General features: G+C 68.1%; 18 protein-coding genes. 13 read left to right on the forward strand and 5 right to left on the reverse strand.

Features of this window, described 5'->3' with window-relative positions; all coding sequences use genetic code 11:
- Positions 1-49: 49 nt before the first annotated feature.
- Positions 50-562: a hypothetical protein gene (locus HUA76_RS39005; RefSeq protein WP_174463737.1), complete on the reverse strand. Its 513-nt coding sequence runs from the start codon at positions 560-562 to the stop codon at positions 50-52.
- A gap of 253 nt (positions 563-815) precedes the next feature.
- Between HUA76_RS39005 and HUA76_RS39010 the strand changes: the two genes are divergently transcribed.
- From HUA76_RS39010 to HUA76_RS39060, 11 genes are all read left to right on the forward strand, one after another.
- Positions 816-1,505 carry a response regulator gene (locus HUA76_RS39010; protein ID WP_174458909.1) on the forward strand — a complete coding sequence of 230 codons (690 nt, stop codon included), beginning with the start codon at positions 816-818 and terminating at the stop codon, positions 1,503-1,505.
- 90 nt (positions 1,506-1,595) lie between these two features.
- A complete protein-coding gene (locus HUA76_RS39015) occupies positions 1,596-2,858 on the forward strand; it encodes a porin (protein WP_217440805.1) in 1,263 nt (420 codons plus the stop codon).
- A gap of 48 nt (positions 2,859-2,906) precedes the next feature.
- Positions 2,907-3,728: a phosphate ABC transporter substrate-binding protein gene (locus HUA76_RS39020; protein ID WP_141647368.1), complete on the forward strand. Its 822-nt coding sequence runs from the start codon at positions 2,907-2,909 to the stop codon at positions 3,726-3,728.
- A 58-nt stretch (positions 3,729-3,786) separates the two neighbouring features.
- Complete coding sequence (gene pstC, locus HUA76_RS39025) at positions 3,787-4,776, forward strand: phosphate ABC transporter permease subunit PstC (protein ID WP_246137655.1); 990 nt, start codon at positions 3,787-3,789, stop codon at positions 4,774-4,776.
- Entirely contained in the window at positions 4,773-5,684 is a 912-nt protein-coding gene (gene pstA / locus HUA76_RS39030; protein WP_141647366.1) for a phosphate ABC transporter permease PstA, read from the forward strand. Before pstC ends, pstA begins: the two co-directional genes overlap by 4 nt.
- Before the next feature lie 53 nt (positions 5,685-5,737).
- A complete protein-coding gene (gene pstB, locus HUA76_RS39035) occupies positions 5,738-6,481 on the forward strand; it encodes a phosphate ABC transporter ATP-binding protein PstB (RefSeq protein ID WP_217440826.1) in 744 nt (247 codons plus the stop codon).
- A 23-nt stretch (positions 6,482-6,504) separates the two neighbouring features.
- On the forward strand, positions 6,505-7,191 hold the full coding sequence (gene phoU, locus HUA76_RS39040) for a phosphate signaling complex protein PhoU (RefSeq protein ID WP_141647373.1): 687 nt from the start codon (positions 6,505-6,507) through the stop codon (positions 7,189-7,191).
- 135 nt (positions 7,192-7,326) lie between these two features.
- Positions 7,327-8,535 (forward strand): ceramide glucosyltransferase, encoded by a 1,209-nt coding sequence (locus HUA76_RS39045; protein ID WP_174458894.1) that lies wholly within the window; start codon positions 7,327-7,329, stop codon positions 8,533-8,535.
- A gap of 81 nt (positions 8,536-8,616) precedes the next feature.
- Positions 8,617-9,450, forward strand: coding sequence for a metallophosphoesterase (locus HUA76_RS39050; protein WP_254614767.1), 834 nt, complete (start codon positions 8,617-8,619; stop codon positions 9,448-9,450).
- A gap of 95 nt (positions 9,451-9,545) precedes the next feature.
- Positions 9,546-9,929: a response regulator gene (locus tag HUA76_RS39055; RefSeq protein ID WP_141647363.1), complete on the forward strand. Its 384-nt coding sequence runs from the start codon at positions 9,546-9,548 to the stop codon at positions 9,927-9,929.
- Between the two features lie 78 nt (positions 9,930-10,007).
- Positions 10,008-11,288: a hemolysin family protein gene (locus HUA76_RS39060; RefSeq protein WP_141647371.1), complete on the forward strand. Its 1,281-nt coding sequence runs from the start codon at positions 10,008-10,010 to the stop codon at positions 11,286-11,288.
- An 18-nt stretch (positions 11,289-11,306) separates the two neighbouring features.
- On the opposite strand, the gene HUA76_RS39065 is transcribed toward HUA76_RS39060, so the two are convergent.
- Both HUA76_RS39065 and HUA76_RS39070 read right to left on the reverse strand, forming a co-directional pair.
- Complete coding sequence (locus HUA76_RS39065) at positions 11,307-12,707, reverse strand: hypothetical protein (RefSeq protein ID WP_254614768.1); 1,401 nt, start codon at positions 12,705-12,707, stop codon at positions 11,307-11,309.
- Positions 12,708-12,803: 96 nt separating this feature from the next.
- A complete protein-coding gene (locus HUA76_RS39070; protein ID WP_174463740.1) occupies positions 12,804-13,460 on the reverse strand; it encodes a MerR family transcriptional regulator in 657 nt (218 codons plus the stop codon).
- A gap of 47 nt (positions 13,461-13,507) precedes the next feature.
- Between HUA76_RS39070 and HUA76_RS39075 the strand changes: the two genes are divergently transcribed.
- Positions 13,508-13,930, forward strand: coding sequence for a hypothetical protein (locus tag HUA76_RS39075; protein ID WP_174458898.1), 423 nt, complete (start codon positions 13,508-13,510; stop codon positions 13,928-13,930).
- A 297-nt stretch (positions 13,931-14,227) separates the two neighbouring features.
- Positions 14,228-15,379 carry a CARDB domain-containing protein gene (locus tag HUA76_RS39080; protein WP_174463741.1) on the forward strand — a complete coding sequence of 384 codons (1,152 nt, stop codon included), beginning with the start codon at positions 14,228-14,230 and terminating at the stop codon, positions 15,377-15,379.
- A gap of 72 nt (positions 15,380-15,451) precedes the next feature.
- Here the strand turns inward: HUA76_RS39080 and HUA76_RS39085 are convergent, their stop codons facing one another.
- Entirely contained in the window at positions 15,452-16,339 is an 888-nt protein-coding gene (locus HUA76_RS39085; RefSeq protein WP_174463742.1) for a hypothetical protein, read from the reverse strand.
- 769 nt (positions 16,340-17,108) lie between these two features.
- Positions 17,109-17,618, reverse strand: a complete 510-nt coding sequence (locus HUA76_RS39090; RefSeq protein ID WP_174463743.1) for a hypothetical protein — start codon at positions 17,616-17,618, stop codon at positions 17,109-17,111.
- Positions 17,619-17,705: the final 87 nt, after the last annotated feature.

Raw genomic sequence — 17,705 nt, forward strand, 5'->3', positions numbered from 1 at the left:
CCGCAGGGACGACGAAGCCCCTGGGCTCGCACGAGGCCGGGCTGACGCCTCAGGGCAACAGCTGGAGGAAGGTCATGCTGATCAGCCCCGAGGACTCGGTGACTCCCGTCGTCAGGCATTTGAGCAGGGCCAGGTCATTGGGGGTCAGCTCCAGCACGGAGACGACGAGGGCGCCCTCGAACCTGCCGGATATCACCGTGCCGTAGGAGGGCACCACCGTCTGGCCCAGGGGCTTGAGGTCCAGCGGAGACGACATGTCGATGATGCTCGTCTCCCCCGTGTTCCACTCGAGCACGATTCGGCTCTGGAGCGACGCGAGCGTACAGCTCGCGACCCCTCCGCCGGCGACCTGGAAGCGGGCCGAGCTGAGCGCGGGGTCCAGCGTCACGCACACATTCAGCGTGGCCTCCGCGCTGAAATAGGTCTGCCGGGGCAACAGCTTCAGGGCCGGCGAATAGGTCTGCTGTTGGGGACCCAGGCAGGTGGCCAGTTGCAGGTACTCCTCGGTCGCCAGCGCGGCGGTGCTCCAGACGGACAGCAGCAGCAAACACAGGCGAGACATGAACCGACGTGAGTCGAGGGACATGCGGGCTCCTGGACAAGACCTCCGACAAAAGGCCGAAGGACATGAACAGGTAACGCTCCGCCGCGAGCGTGCGAGGGGCCCCTCGGTGGGGGGCCGCTGTCAGTTTCCACCCAGACATGCCCGGAGGCGCGAGTGAGCCGCCCGCCTGTCCTCCCACCGGTCGTCATCACACAATCGTTGCAAATGCGTCACGTGCATGAAAATCGAGACGCGCAGACTCCGGCCCGCCATGGCCCACGTCCTCATCGTCGACGACGAACCCGATCTCGCCCACCTCATCGACTTCAACCTGCGCGATGCCGGCTTCTCCACCCAGCTCGCCGCGACGGGCGAGACGGCGCTCATCGCCGCTCGCGAGCGTCCGCCCGAGCTCGTCCTGCTGGACCTGATGCTCCCCGACATGTCTGGCATCGACGTCTGCCGGCAGCTGCGCGCCGGAGCCCAGTCCCGCGAAATCCTCATCGTCATGCTCACCGCCAAGGGCGAGGAGACCGACCGCATCCGCGGCTTCGAGGTCGGCGCGGATGACTACGTCGTCAAGCCCTTCAGCGTGCGGGAGCTGGTGCTGCGCCTCAAGGCCATCCTGCGTCGCGGAGGCACGCCCCAGGAGCCCCAGGCCGCGCCCCTCGCCCTGGGCGCCCTCAAGCTGGACCTGTCCGCGCACCGCTTCTACGTCGAGGAAAAGGAGGTCCCCCTCACCGCGCTGGAGTTCCGCCTGCTGGGGCACCTCATGACGCGCACGGGCCGGGTCCAGACGCGCGAGCAGCTCCTGGAGGAGGTCTGGGGTCTGTCCTCCTCGCTGGAGACGCGCACCATCGACACCCACGTCATGCGCCTGCGCGACAAACTGGGCCCGGCGCGCACCCTGCTGGAGACGGTGCGCGGGGTCGGCTACCGCATCGTCGACCCGACCCACTGACTTCGTGACACCGATGTCACACAACGGACCTGAAACGGCCACGCGCGTTACCTAGAAGCCAGTTTCGTGACCCTCTCGAAACCCTTCCCGATGCGTCAACTCGCCACCGCGGTCCTCACCCTCGCCCTGAGCCCGGCCATGGCCGTGGCCCAGACGCCCGCCGTGCCCGCCGAAGAGCCCGCCGCCCAGGCCCCCGCATCCGACAGCCCGGAGGCGCCCCCCGCGGACGCCGCGCCCGCCGACGCGGACCTGGACGAGCGGATGACGACCGCCGAGGGCAAGGTCGCCGCCCTGGAGGAGCAGAACACCGAGACGAAGAACGACCTGCTCTCCCTCAAGAAGCTGAAGATTTCCGGCTACGTCCAGGGCCGCTACCAGTACCAGCAGAGCCTGGACGACACCGGCACGGGCGGCTTCAGCCGCTTCGCCGTGCGCCGGGGCCGCATCAAGACGACCTACACCACGGACTGGGCGCAGATGATGCTGCAGATCGACGCGGTGCCCACCGCCCCGTTCGTCACCGTGCGCGACGCCGAGGCCACCCTCTTCATCCCTGGCACCCACCAACAGGCCGGCCTCACCCTGGGCCAGATGAAGTGGCCCTTCGGCTACGAGGCCGTGCAGTCCTCCGCCGACCGCGAGATTCCCGAGCGCACCCGCGGCGTGCGCGCCTTCCTGCCCGACGAGCGGGACCGCGGCGTCAAGTTCGCCGGCACCTTCCTCGAGGGGAAGGTCCACGTCGCAGCGGGCCTCTTCGACGGCGACGGCATCTTCAACCAGGGCTCCGTCGGCGTGGACAACGACAAGGAGAAGGACGTCATCGGCCGCGCGGGCTTCGACCTGGGCTGGCTGTCCGGAGGCGTCTCCGGTTGGTACGGCCACACCATCACCAAGGGCCCCTCGGACACCTTCCGCAAGGCGCACACGAGGGACCGCGTGGCGCTGGACGCGCAGCTCTACCTGGACCTCCTCCCCCTGGGCGCCACGGCCATCAAGGGCGAGTACATCACCGGCAGGTCGTACTGGAAGAGCTCCGGTGACGTGAAGGTGGAGCAGCCCGGCGTTCCCGCCAGCGGCTGGTACGGCCTGATTGTCCAGAACGTGGGCGTGTCGGACGCGGTGGCCATCCGCTACGACTTCTTCGACCCGGAGAATGGCCGCAAGAACAGCGCGTCAGAGGGACGTCCCGCGAGCACCAACTCGGTGGGCACCCTGGCCGTCGCCGTCCTCCACTACTTCGGGGAGAACCTCAAGGTCACCGCGGCGTACGAGATGCCCATGACGGCCCATCCGGACGACGCCAAGGACCCGCATGACAACCTGTTCACCCTCCAGATGCAGGCCCGCTACTAGGCCCTACCTTCCTCCCAACACCACCACTTCGCTGGAGCTGAATCCGCCATGAAGGCAATTTTCGGTTCACTGGTCATCGGGCTGATGCTCGCCCTCCCGCTCTCCGCCCATGCGGGCAACGTCACCGTGAAGGGCTCCGACACCATGGTCATCCTCGGGCAGCGATGGGCCGAGGAGTTCATGAAGAAGACACCCGCCACCAAGGTGCAAGTCACCGGCGGCGGCTCCGGCGTGGGGCTGGCGGCGCTCCAGAACGGCACCACGGAGATCGCCATGTCCAGCCGTGAAATAAAGGACGCGGAGAAGCAGAAGCTGCGCGCCCGCTACAACTCCACGGGCGTGGAAATCCCCGTGGCCAAGGACGGCGTCACCTTCTACGTCAACGAGGGCAACCCCGTGACGGCGCTCACCGTGGAGCAGCTGCGCAGCATCTACGTGGGGGATGTCACCAACTGGAAGCAGCTGGGCGGCCCCGACGCGCCCATCATCATCTACTCCCGCGAGAACTCCTCGGGCACCTACGTCTTCGTCAAGGACCACGTCCTGGACGGCGAGGACTACGCGGCCTCCGCCCAGACGCTGCCCGGCACCGCCGCGGTGGTGAACGCCGTCTCCAAGGAGAAGAACAGCATCGGCTACGGCGGCGCCGCGTACGCCAAGGGCATCAAGGAGCTGAAGATCAAGAAGGGCAACGAGGACATCGCCCCCACGGCGGAGAACATCAAGACGGGCAAGTACCCGCTGTCGCGCGACCTGTATTTCTACCTGCGCAACAAGCCCTCCGGGGATGCCAAGACGTTCATCGACTTCGCGCTGTCACCCGAAGGACAGGCCGTTGTCACCAAGGTCGGCTACTTCCCGGTGAAGTGAGCCTTCCGTCACACGAATGTCACCAGGGGCCCGAGCCACTATGGATAGACATGCCATCATGGAGCAGGGTCTCACGCAGCCTCTCATCGCGCCCGCGCTGTCACCCGCGGCGCGGCGGCGTCAGCTCCGGGAGAAGGTCATCGCGGGGTTCATCACCCTGATGGCCTTCACCGGCATCGCGGCGCTCATCCTCATCATCATCTTCGTGGCCAAGGAGGCCCTCGCGCTCTTCACGGAGCCGGAGGCCCGCCACGAGGCCAGCCTCTCCAAGATGTTCCTGGCCCAGGACGTGGCCCCGGGCAAGCCGCCCTTCCGCTGGCAGCCCGTGTCGAAGATTCCCAAGGTCAGCATGATTCCGCTGTTCGTCGGCACGCTGAAGACGACGGCGGTCTCCATGCTGGTGGCCGTCCCGCTGGGCGTGTTCGGCGCGCTGTTCGCCGCGGAGTTCGCGCCCCGCCGCCTGCGCGAATTGCTCAAGCCCGTCATCGAGCTGCTCGCGGGCATCCCCTCCGTCGTCCTGGGCTTCTTCGCCCTCATGGTGATGTCCACCGTGGTGAAGGAGGCCCTCGGCTTCGACCGGCCGCTCAACGCGATGGTGGCCGGCCTGGGCCTGGCGCTCGCCATCGTCCCCGTCATCTTCACCGTGTCGGAAGACGCGCTCACCGCCGTGCCACGCAGCTACCGCGAAGCCTCCCTGGCCCTGGGGGCGACCCCCTGGGAGACCGCGTGGAAGGTCGTCCTCCCCGCGGCCGCGCCCGGCATCCTCGCCGCGTGTGTGCTCGGCTTCGGGCGCGCCATTGGCGAGACGATGATTGTCCTCATGGCCTCCGGCAACGCGGACGTCATCTCCTGGAGCCTGGGGGATTCGGCGCGCTCGCTGTCGGCGACCATCGCCGCGGAGATGGGCGAGGTGGTGGTGGGCAGCCCCCACTACTCGCTCCTGTTCTTCATCGGCGTGCAGCTCTTCATCTTCACCTTCGTGCTCAACCTCATGGCCTCCACGTGGACCAAGAGGGTCATCCGCAAGCTGACGGGAGGTGCCGCGTGACGCCGGGGACCCGCCGCGCCGTGGGCTTCGCGCTCACGTCACTCACCGGCCTCGCGGCCTTCATCATCATCGCGATGCTGGCCATCATCCTCTTCAACGTCGTGGAGAACGGCGCCGGCGGCGTCACCTGGACCTTCCTCTCCCAGCCGCCCTCCGACGGCATGATGGGCGGCGGTATCTTCCCCGCCATCTTCGGCACCGCCGCGCTCACCCTGCTGATGACCGTGGCGGTGATGCCGGTGGGCGTGCTGACGGCCGTGTACCTCCACGAATACGCCCCACCCCACTCGCTCTTCGCCCGCATCGTCCGCGTGGCGGTGGTGAACCTGGCCGGCGTGCCCTCCATCGTCTTCGGCCTGTTCGGCCTGGGCTTCTTCATCCTCTTCGTGGGCCAGGGCATGGACCGCGCGCTCGGCCACGAGGAGATGTACTGGGCGCAGCCGGGCATCCTCTGGGCCTCGCTGACGCTGGCGGTGCTCACGCTGCCCGTCGTCATCGTCTCCACCGAGGAGGCGCTGCGCGCCGTCCCCATGGACCACCGCACCGCGAGCCTCGCCTTGGGGGCCACCCAGTCCCAGACGCTGGGGCGGGTGGTGCTCCCGGGCGCGCTGCCGGGCATCCTCACTGGCGCCGTGCTGGCCATCTCCCGAGGCGCCGGCGAAGTCGCGCCCATCCTCTTCACGGGCGCGGCCTACTTCCTCCCGGACCTGCCCAGCCACCTCAACTCCCAGTTCATGCACCTGGGTTACCACACGTATGTGATGGCCACGCAGTCACCGGACGTGGAGGCCACGCGCCCGCTGCTCTACTCGACGGTGCTGGTGCTGCTGTTGTTGACGTTCGCCCTCAACCTCGTCGCGGTCATCATCCGGACCCGCACGCGCCGCAAGGCCGCGGGCGCCCACTGACTCAACGGTACACGCCCTCCATGTCCCTCAATCCCAACGCCCCGCGCCCGAAGATGGAGGCGCGCGAACTGACCCTGCGCTACGGCACGAAGGCGGCCATCCAGAAGGTCTCCCTGGCCATCCTGGACCGGCGCGTCACCGCCCTCATCGGCCCGTCCGGCTGCGGCAAGTCCACCTTCCTGCGCGCGCTCAACCGGATGAACGACTTGATTCCGGGCGCCAACCACACGGGCACCATCCTCCTGGACGACATGGACATCCATGACCGCAGCGTGGACGTGGTGGACCTGCGTCGCCGCGTGGGCATGGTCTTCCAGAAGTCCAACCCGTTCCCCAAGAGCATCTTCGAGAACGTGGCCTACGGCCTGCGCGTGGGCGGCATGAAGGACAAGGCCGCGCTGGAGCAGCGCGTGGAGAAGTCCCTGCGCGGCGCGGCCCTCTGGGATGAAGTGAAGGACCGGCTGCACGAGAGCGCCCTGGGCCTTTCCGGCGGCCAGCAGCAGCGGCTGTGCATCGCCCGGGCGATGGCCGTGGAGCCCCAGGTCTTGCTGATGGACGAGCCCGCCAGCGCCCTGGACCCCATCGCCACTGCGAAGATCGAGGAGCTCATCCACGAGCTGAAGGCGACGTACACCATCGCCATCGTCACCCACAACATGCAGCAGGCCGCGCGGGTGAGTGACAGGACGGCTTTCTTCTACATGGGTGAACTGGTGGAATGCGGCGCCACCGAACAGATTTTCACCAACCCGCGCGAGAAGCGCACCGAGGACTACGTCACCGGGAAGTTCGGGTGAGCGAAGAGAAGGGATTGGCGGCGATGGCGTTGACTCACACGGACAAGGCGTTCGAGCAGGACCTGAGGGACTTGCGCGAGAAGCTCCTCGCGATGGGCGCCAAGGTGGAGGGCCTCATCGTCCAGAGCATGCGCGCCCTCACGGACCGCGACAGCGCCCTGGCGGAGAAGGTCGTCGCCGCGGACAAGGACGTCAACCGGCTGGAGGTGGAGATCGACGAGCTGTGCCGCCGCATCCTCGCGCTGCGCCAGCCGGCCGCCAGTGACTTGCGCCTCATCACCACGGCGCTGAAAATCGTCACCGACCTGGAGCGCATCGGCGACCTGGCGGTGAACATCGCCGAGCGCTCCATGGACTTGAACCAGGTCCCCCCGCTGGCGCCCTACGTGGACACGCCGAAGCTGGCGGAGCTGGCGCAGCAGCAGGTGAAGCGCTCGCTGGATGCCTTCGTCTCCGGCGACGTGGCGAAGGCAGAGGTGGTGCTCCAGGGGGATGACCTGCTGGATGCGCTCTTCCTCAAGATCTTCAACGAGCTGCTGGCGTACATGATGGAGGACTCGAAGAACATCCGTCGGGCCACCGCGCTGATGTTCATCGCCAAGCACCTGGAGCGCATCGGCGACCACGCGATGAACGTGGCGGAGATGGTCGTCTACATGGTGCGGGGCAAGGACATCCGCCACCCGCGCAGCCGCAACCTGGGCGACTAGCCCACCCGCTTCACTTCGCTGTCACGTCGAATTGGCCCCGGCGCCGCGAGCGCTCCGCGGGCCTGACGCTCAGGCCCCCTAGCGTGGAACCCAGGTCGCGCGATGACCGCGCGCCTCCTCGGGGACTGCCCGCGCATGTCGCTTGCTTCCGCCCTCCTGCTCTTCGCCGCCGGCTTCGGCCTCACCGCGCTCGTCATCCAGTACGTGCTCGTGCTCCGCCATCGCCGGGAGCGGCCCCGGGCCCTGCCTCCGGGCGCGGCGTGGCCGGGCATCTCCATCCTCAAGCCGCTGTGCGGCACGGATGACGACCTGGAGACCAACCTGAAGCACTTCGCCCACCTGGACTACCCCGGCGAGTACGAGGTGGTGCTGGGGGTGAAGGACACCCGCGACTCGGCCTACGGAGTCGCATGCGAGGCGGTGCGCCGCTGGCCCGGCGTCATGCGGCTGGAGCTTCAGGAAGGCGCGCCGGGGCTGAATCCGAAAGTGAATCAGCTCATCACGCTGGCGGACCGGGCCCGGTTTGATTTGTTCGTCATCAGCGACAGCAACACGCGCGTGGGGCCCGGCTACCTGGAGGAGATTGCCGCCAGCTTCGCGGACCCCACGGTGGGCTGCGTGACGCACCCGGTGGCGGGCATCGGCGAGCGGAGCTTCGGTTCGCTGCTGGACAACCTCTACCTGACGTCCAGCGCGGCGGCGGGGATGATTGGAGCCAAGCGCTGCGCGGACCAGGACATCGTCGTGGGCAAGTCCATGGCGCTGCGTCGCGAGGACGTCCAGGCCCTGGGCGGCTTCTACTCGGTGCGCGACGTGCTCGCGGAGGACTACGTCATCGGCCAGTGGGTGACGCGGAAGCTGGGCCGGCGCGTCGTCGTCGCGTGCGCCCCGGTCTACAACGTGTCGCTGGGCAAGAGCGTGCGCGCCTTCTTCCAGCGCTACCTGCGCTGGAGCGTCATCCACCGGACGGCCGTCGCGCCGCCCACCTATCTGGCGCAGGCCCTGCTCAACCCGATTCCGCTGGCCCTGCTGGGCGTGCTCGCCAGCCCCACCCCGGAGGCGGTGAAGGTGGCGACGGCGGTCGTCCTCGGCAAGGTGCTGGTGGATCTCGCGGTGTTTCGCGCGTTGCGACCGCAGTCGGTGTCGTGGCGCGCCGCGCCAGCGGTGCTCACCAAGGACCTGCTGCTCTTCGTCGCGTGGTGGCACGGCGCGTTCTTCCGCACGGTGGACTGGCGTGGCACGCGCCTTCGCGTGGGCCCCGGCACCCGGCTGTTGCCGCCGCGCGCGGTGGTGTCCACGGTGAACACCACCCTCCCCCCGGGGGACGAGTGGGTCGCCGGGTGATGCACATCTGTTTCATCACGCTTGCGGCGGTTTCACCGCACGGACGTGAAGGCGCCGCGAGCAATGCCTACCTTGCTTCGCATGCCCCTTCGGACGTTGGCTCATCTCTCGGACCTCCACCTGGACCTGAGCCCCGACAGTGATGCCTCCGCGCAAGCGCTGCTCTCGGCCGTCCAGGCCAGCCGCGCGGACCACGTGGTGCTGACCGGAGACCTGACGCACCAGGGCTCGCGCGAGGAGTACCGTCGGTTCGTCGACATCTTCGCGCCGCTGTTGGACACCGGACGGCTCACCTTCATCCCCGGCAACCATGACCGTCCTGGTGAGGACGTGGGTGGCGCGTGGATGGACGGACTCAAGGTCCGCACGGTGGAGCGCCCCGGCGTGTACTTCGTGTGCGTGGACTCCACGGGTGAGCACAACCGCAACTACTTCGCGAGCCATGGAGAGCTGTCGCTCGACACGGTGGAGCGGGTGGAGGCCGCGCTCGACGCCGCGCCGCGCGACGCGCTGGTGGCGGTGCTGGTGCATCACCACGTGCTGCCGCTGCCCGAGGAGAGCTTCCCGGAGCGCCTGGCCACGCGCATGGGCTGGCCCCACGCCTCCGAGCTGACGCTGGGCGCGGAGCTGGTGACGCGCGTGCAGGGCCGGTGCGACCTGGTGCTGCATGGCCACCGTCACCAGCCCTGCGAGACGGTGCTGGACACGGCGCACGGACGGCCGCTGCGCGTCTTCAACGCGGGCAGCTCCACGGACCTGGGGCGCTTCCGGCTGTTCCAACACTCGGACGGCCGCCTGCTCGGTGAGCCCCAGTGGTGTCACTCGACGCAGCCCGAGCGTCCCCGGACCGCGGGGCATAATGTGCGACCTGCCCTTCAGTACCTGGTGACGCAGCTGGGCATGGCCCTGTTCTGAGCCCGCCCCCCTGCTCTCCAGGCAGGGGCCATTTCTCCCGAGGAAGCGAATGTCGAGGGTGCGCAGGGAGGTTCTTCCCGTGTCGGGGAGGATGCTTGGCGCGACTGGACACGGATGAAGAAAGCGCGAGACGGGTGCTCGTCGTCGATGACGACGCGGACTGGAGGGAGTTCCTTCGGCTCAGCCTGGAGGATCTGGGGTATGAAGCCACCGAAGCGGCCGATGGCCACGAGGCCCTGGCCAGTCTTCGGCGCGGTGAGCGCTACGAGGTCATGCTCCTGGACCTCAACATGCCGGGGATGAGCGGCCTGGAGGTCGTGGCGCGGCTTCCGCGCGGTCCCCTGCCCCGCGTGGTGTTCCTCACGTCAGCGGCGGCCCAGGACGTGGGCGACGCCCTGCTGTCCGGCCCCCACTACTACCTGCCCAAGGGCGCCAGCCAGGATCAACTGTCTCTCCTCTTGCAGTCACTTGGTGAGTGAGCGGCCGGGCATCCGGGGTTACGGTAGAGGGCTCCTGAGAGGAGGGCCATCATCGTTTCGGAGCTGCTCATCATCTTGTTGCTCGTCCTGGCCAATGGCGTGTTCGCCGGGGCGGAGCTCGCGGTCATCTCCCTGCGCCGCACGCGGCTGAAGGAACTGGTGGAGCAAGGCAGCGGCTCCGCGAAGGCGGTGGAGGCCCTGCGCAAGGACCCGGAGCGCTTCCTCGCGACGGTGCAGATTGGAATCACGGTGATCGGCGCCACGGCTGCGGCCTTCGGCGGCGCGAGCATCGCGAACCGGCTGGCCCCCGTGCTCGCGGGCTTCGGGCTTCCGACGGAGACCGCGGACGAAGTCGCTCTCGCGGGAGTCGTCATCGTCGTGTCGTACCTGTCGCTGGTGCTGGGCGAGCTGGTGCCCAAGTCGCTCGCGCTGCGGGCCGGGGAGCGCTACGCGCTGCTCATCGGCCGTCCTCTCAACGGGCTGTCGTGGCTGATGCGGCCGGTGGTGTGGTTCCTCACCGCCAGCTCCAACGTCGTGCTGCGGTTGTTCGGCGACCGGACGACCTTCAGCGAGAGCCGCCTGTCGGCGGAGGAGCTGCAAACGCTGGTGGAGGAGGCCACGAAGCAGGGCTCCCTGGACCCGCGCGCCGGGGAGATCGCCGCGCGTGCGTTCGAGATGGGCGACCTGACGGTGGGCGAGCTGATGGTGACGCGCGAGCAGATCGTCGCGCTGCGCCGCCACGCGAACGCGGAGGAGATTCGCCAGACGCTGCTGGAGCACGGGCACTCGCGCATGCCGGTGTTCGAGGGCACGATGGACAACATCGTCGGCTACGTCATCGCCAAGGACCTGCTCGGGGTGGCCTGGGAGGGGCACCTCATCGTCCTGGAGGACGTGGTGAGGCCCGCCTTCTTCCTCGTGGAGACGATGCGGGCAATGGACGCGCTGAAGGAGCTGCAGCGGCGGCGCATGCAGCTGGCCATCATCGTGGACGAGCGCGGCGGCGTCGTGGGCCTGGTGACGGTGGAGGACCTGGTCGAGGAGCTGGTGGGCGACATCCTCAGCGAGTCGGAGACGCCCGAGGAGCTGGTGCTGCGCGAAAGCCCCCTGGCGGCGGTGGTCCAGGGCAGCGCGGCCATCCGGGACATCAACCGGGAGCTGGGCCTGGACCTGACCGAGGACGACGACTACTCCACGGTGGCGGGGCTGACCATCGCGCTGGCGGGCGGCGCGATTCCCGAGCCCGGCACGAAGCTCCGGACGAAGGACGGGTTGGAGCTGGAGGTCCTGGAGGCGACGCCCCGGCGCGTGCGCTCGGTGCGCATCCACCTTCCGGAGGCCAAGCCCGAGGAGGGCTGAGCACCGCAGGACTCCAGGCTAGCGGGACTCTGGAGCCTGGAGGGCCAGCTCTCCCGGGCGTGCTCCGGCGCGCACGCTCCAGCCTGGAGCAAGCTCCAGAACCCAGCCATCGCCCTGCCACCGGGAGCCCTGCGCACGCTCGGGTGGCGCGACGACGGTGGCGGACTTCCAGTCCTGGGCCACGAGCACTTCGGACGTCACGCTGAGCGAGCCCCATTCATCCACGATGCGGGCTCCCGGATACACGGTGCCATGCTCGAGCAGCGGGACGAGTTCCCCTGGGTTGAACTGGATGCGCATGCGCAGCAGGGGCAGGCGCAACACGGGCCCCTCCACCAGGCGCTTGCGCAGGGCCTCCGCGCGCTCACGGGCGAGCCGCGCACGCGTGGTCTCGGCCTCGCGCAGGGTGGAGCCCTCGTAGCGTGTCTCGCGCCGCGCCACGTTCCGCTCGGGCCCTGGCGCGGGTAGCCGGAGGGCCTCCCCGAGCAGGTCCCCCAGGTCCGCGCCTTCCAGCGCCCGCTTTCGCCAGCCCGTGGCGGAGGCGCCCGCTTCATCCAACAGCAAGCCGTAGGCGGGGCCTGACGCATAGGCGAAGGCCCGCACGAAGGAGTTTCGCCGAGCGCCGTCGTCCAGGTTCTCCAGCGCCAGCGCCCGGCGCTCTCGAGCCTGGCCGGCCGCCGCGCTCACGCCGGTGTACTCCGCGAGCCCTTCATGGCGCTCGAGCGAGCCCTCCTCGGTGGTCGCCGAGGCGAAGCGCGCTCGACGCTCGCTCCGGAACGCCAGCGCGTCCTCGACGGCGGTGCGGCGCGCGGACGCGGTGCTTGAGCGCAGCGCGGACGCGAGGGCACGCCACTCGAGCTGCAACAGTGTGCGGCCCTCGAAGTCATCGAGGTGGGCATTGGCCCCCTCCTGGCCGCGATGTCCCAACGAGCTCGCGAGCCGATGGAAGGCCTCGTGGGCCAGCAGGGCGCGCCGACGCGCGGGGGCCTCGGGCAGCGGCGCCCTCAGCTGCACCCATGAGACTCCGGCCCAGGTGAGCGCCGTGTTGGCGATGGTGACGTCGGTGGGCAGGACGCCCACCCAGGGGCCCGCTCCGGACTTCCCGGGCCACTCGCTTGCCACGAAGGCCCGCGTTTCAGGATGTACGACGAGCAACGGAGCGCACAGCGAGTGCCCCCACAGTCGCCGCCCATCGGCTTCACAGGTCCGGCGAAAGTCCGCGAAGGCGGCTGTGATTTCGCCCACGGCCATGACCTCGGGCACGACGGCAGCGGACTCAGGGGCGGCCAGGGCATTGCCGCTCGAAGCGACGCCCCAGAGACACGCCGTCGCGATACCGCACCTCGTCACGATTCCACGCTGACTCATGAAGCGCTCCTTGAAGAGGCCCCACCGCTCCTCGCTCGAGGCCAGAAGCATGCGGGCGAATGATACGCCCACGGCCGCAACGGGTACGTCGTTCACCCGCGTCGATTGCACACGGGCGCACCGTGGCGTGAAACGCCCGGCCTGCCCTCAGCGCCCCTTGGGCCGGGGCCGCGTCGGAGCACCTGCTTTCGCGCGCCCCTGCCCCAGTCGCCGCGCCGCGACGTCTTGATGCGCCAGCCGCCGCAGCGCGATGAGCACGGGCTCGTGGACCGCCGTTCCGAGCACGGCGTACTCGACGGCGGCCGTGGCCTCCCGGGGAATGCTGCCGACGTCGAACTCGGCGATGGCGCGGATGTGAGGCCCGTAGACTGCGAGCCGCCTGTCATCCAAGGGAATGCCCGCCGACTCCGCCGCCGCCAGCGCGAGCTCCAATTGGGCGACCGCGGCGAACCGGGGGTCATAGACCTGGCCCAGCTTCTCGAGCACCGCGCGGGCCCGGGGATAATCCTCCGCCGCCTCCGGCGTCACGCTGGGAGGCAGCGCGGCAATCGCCTTGCCCAGCGTCTCGAAGAGGTCGTCCTCCGGGCGGTCCATGAGTTGGAGCACCTCCCGCGCCTTCTGCACACTCAGGCCCACCGTCTCCGTCAGCGCGCGAATCACGGCGATGCGCCGCACATGGGCCTCGCCGTACTCGGCCCGCGTCGCAGACGTGGCCTCTCCGGCCGGCAACAGCCCCTCCCGCAGATAGAACTTGAGCGTCGCGAGCGGAACGCCCGTCCGCTCCACCAGTTCAGAGATGCGCATGCACGGCCCCTTGCATTGGATACTTTCGGTATCTAATATTGGATACCATGGCTATCCAACCCCACACCCTCATCCTCTTCGGCGTCCTGCTTCTCTCGCTCATCACCGTGGAATCAGGCGGCTGGTTCCTCACCCGTGTCGGGCGGGGCAGTATCCCCGCGAACGCGCTGCAGAAGAACTTCTTCCGCGCGGGCCATGCGCATGCGGCAGTACTGCTGATGCTCAGCCTGGTCATCCTGGTGGTGCTCGACGCGGCCCATCTGCCGGCCGGCTACGACGTCGTCGCGCGCTTTGGAGTCCCGGTGGCCGCGCTGCTCATGCCCGCGGGCTTCTTCCTCTCCGTGCTCGGCAAGGACCCCCAGCGGCCCAACCGACTGCTGGCCCTGCTGTGGATTGGCGCAGGGAGCCTCACGCTCGGACTGCTGACGGCCGGCGTGGGACTCATCGTCGCGGGCGTCAAAGCCTCGTGAGCAGGGGCTGCCACGATGAGGTCATGCCGCGAGCGAGGCTGACGCGACCCGTTCGACGGAGGCCGCCGGTGAATGAATGGCATTGAAAACAATGCCAGCCACCCCAGCAAATGAATATCAACCCTGAAACTCCCCTGCTCGAAAGGCCTTCTCCCTAGGGCTCCGACGTCAAGGGTTGGGTGTGAACCCACCCGCCGTGAGTCATTGCATAATTCCGAGGATGACCCATGAGCGAGGCACCGGCTCGTCGCGTACTCTTTGGATGCCTCGATTCGAGGCCCATCTCCGGAGCCAGACATGACACGTGCATTGGGAGTTCCCGCGCTCGCGGCGTTGTTGTTGTTGGGAGGTTGTGAAGGCGTAGACCCCGAGGGTGCCTCGGCGCCCATGGGTGAACTGGGCGTCCATGAAGGGGCGGTGGGTGAGCTGGACTTGAGTGTCGAGGACCTGGTGGCGTCGTGCCAGGCCACGGCGTTGACGCTCTCCGGGGCCATCCAGAACCACGGGGCCACGGGCATCGCCGGTTCCACGGCGGCAGTGTATGCGGGCGGCACCGGCGCGGGTGGCACACGCCTGGGCACCCTCAGTGTGCCCTTCCTGGTGGGTGGAGAGCGCTTCCCCTTCCAGCTCTCCTTCACGGTGCCGGAGGGCACCCAGCGGGTGGTGGTCGTCGCGGACGACGACGGGGTCTTCAACGAGGACAACGAGGCCAACAACGTCGCCGCGGTCGACTTCTCCATTCCCTGTGCGACGAATCAGGGTCCGGTGGCGCTCTGTCGAAACGTGACGGTGGCGGCGGACGCGGCCTGCCAGGGCGGGGCCTCGGTGGACCACGGCTCACATGACCCGGACGGCTTTCCGGGTCCCTTCAGCGTGACGCAGCTTCCCTCGGGCCCGTTCGCGCTGGGGACGACGCCTGTGCAACTGGACGTGACGGACGGGGCGAGTGTGAACACCTGCTCGGCGACGGTGACGGTGGTCGACACCACGGCTCCGGTGCTGGGGGCCAGCCGGGGGCGCGTCCTGACGCCGTCGGTGGGCTCGGACTACGTGCTGGTGTCACTGGCGGACTGCGCGCTGCCGGCGGTGGACAACTGTGGTGGGGAGCTGCCGCTGGCACAGGCGGGCACGCTGTTGCGCGTCAGCTCCGACGAGCCGAACGATGCGCTGTCCCTGCTGCGGCTGCTTGCGTGTGACGACATCAAGCTGACGGCTGATGGCAAGTCCGCGCTGGTCCGCGCGGAGTCGGCGCTGCTGGGCAACGGACGCGTCTACACGTTCACCTACGGCGTGAAGGACGCGACGGGCAATGAGACCACGGGCACGTGTCAGGTCCGCGTCCCCGCGCTGCTGGGCAATCCCGCGGTCGACTCCGGGGTGACGTACTGCCAGGGCGTGGGTTGCCCCTCGGGAACGACGGGACGCGGGCTGCTCTGCTCCCTGCTGTAGTCAGGTCGTCGTGAGGGCCCGCCTGGGAGGATTCCGGGCGGGCCCGTGCGACGGTGACGAATCCCAACACACTCAGTGCTTGCCCAGCGCGGGGAGCCATACCTCGAGAACCCTGCGCGGCATGTTCCCGTACTTTCCCTGCAGCCCGATCACACGGACGTTTCCCCTGAGCGCCACGCCCTTCTCACCGAGCACCTGCTGAACAAGCGCTCCCACCTTGTCGGCGAGTTGCTTGTCATCGGCGTGGAAGTAGCGAACGTCACCCGTCGATGACGCCCCTTCCGTGAGGATTTCGGGACTCGGAACCCCGTACCCTTCACCGTCCAGCGACAGGGAAAGTGCTGAGGCTATCGACCTGTCGTTCGGGTCCGCGTAGTGGACGAACACCCGTGTTCGCTCCGCCTGGGCCGCGGCAACCAGCCTGCGCGCGCCAGCCGGCACATCCGAGGCCGGTGGCCCTGACTTGATGGCCTCCGCCAGATACACACGCGGTGGGGGCCTTTCGACCATGTCAGTCTGTGCCGACACCAGGCTCAGCTCACCGGCGGAGCCCGCGCTCTCGGCGAGCGCCACCCGAATCTGCCCGACCAGACTTTCTGGAAAGGCGGCAACCAGGACGTTGCGCTTCAAGATGCGCTTCTTCGCATCCGCTCCGAAGATGGCCTCGTCATTGAGCTTCAGATACTCGAAGAAGTCCTTGCGCCACCCATTGTCCAGCTCACGTTCCGCTTGAAGCTGAGCAAGCTGTAGCTCCCGTTCCTTCTGTTCCTTCGCGAGCGCGAGCTCCTTCTCCTTCGACGCCACGGCCACCCAGACCTGGACGCCAGAAATCAGGATCGTCGCCACCGAAATCACGGCCCCTAGATTTCGATTGAGGAGCCCCTGGCGAGAGGTCGACGTGGTCCGCTCATGCTCGAACCGCTTTTCCTCGAGCAGCACCCGCCTGCGCTCCAATTCCAAGCGCTCACGCTCCAGGCGAAGCTGCTCCTCTGAAGGCGTCTCTCCAGTTTCGCTCATACGTCCCCCCGAGCAATCAGCGCCGTCCGACAGGATACTTCAAACTCACGTCCCGCTCAAACCAGGCCCCGGCACAGTGCGCCGACGCGAGGCTGCCGCCCTGGAAGACTCACGAGGTCGGAAGGAGTCCGCATCCATGTTCTTGTGGTCCGCAAGAAGAGGCCCGGCTCCAGTCAGTCATCCACCTGCGACAGCAGTTGAGTGGTGACGCAGGTCTCCGTAATGCTCGCACATGGAGCGCCAGGCCTGCTCGGCTACTCAGGGCGGTATCGTCCCCTGCTGCACAGACGGCTACGAGTTCTACTGCCGTTGCATCGGGAAGTGGCGCTGCGACATGGCCCTTACGCAGTAGCCTCTGCCACCGCTTCGTCAGCGATTGTACTCGCCGGTCCCTCCCACTCCGAGCACGGAGGACGCCAGGCGGAGGGGGACTTTCAGACGTCCATCCTCACAGGGAGCGCCAGAGGGTGCACTGAAGCATGGCTGGCCGTTCCGCGACGACATGGACCTGTGGGCCCATGGGGCGGAGGTACACGCACGTCAGGGCGTGCAGCGCGCGGTGGCGAACGAAGCCGACGCGAGGAAGCGCCCGGGGCACCCCGCCGATAGTGACGGCGGGGGCCTTTGACAGGGATTGCGACGGCACGGGAGCGCATGCGCCCGAGGCTGACCTATGACAAGAACACCGTCCGCCCCGCGCTGAGGCCGCGCATCATCTGCGGCCCAAGCTGATGACGATGATGATGGTGGTTCCGTTCGGGCACCTGAAGACGATGACGATTCTTCGGCGCATGAGCATGCCCTGGACATCCTCGATCTCCGTCCGGGCCTCGACCTGGGTTCGCTCGAAAGGGAGCGGCTTCGGAACGGTGACCGAGAAGGTCTGGAACGTCGCGGCGACCCGAGCGACCTCCTGCCCATCTTGATCGACAAGCCCCACCGTGCCTTCGTAGGAGCCCTCGCGGATGTCCTCTTCGTTCGCATGGGCGTTCAACGCATAGAAGCCCGCGGGGAGATCGAGCTCCGGCGCATCAACATAGACAAAGCCGACATCGACCCCATTCGGGAACTCCGTCGCGGGAACCTCCTCGAAGCCCGCGATGCTGGTCCCCGCGAAGGTGACATTCTCCGCGGTGGTGGTGACAATCTGCTCCTTGTTGATGGAGATGCCACGCTCATCCGCGGCGCTCGCCAGCTCCGCCGCAAGGTCGGTGCAGGCCATCGCCGGAAAGGGTTTGACGGTGACAGGCCGCAAGTACGTCGCAAGGCGACTCTCTCCCGCCCAAGCGGAGCTGGACACAAGGAAGAG

The organism is Myxococcus sp. CA056 (assembly GCF_013336715.1).
GTDB classification, from domain to species: Bacteria; Myxococcota; Myxococcia; order Myxococcales; family Myxococcaceae; genus Myxococcus; species Myxococcus llanfairpwllgwyngyllgogerychwyrndrobwllllantysiliogogogochensis.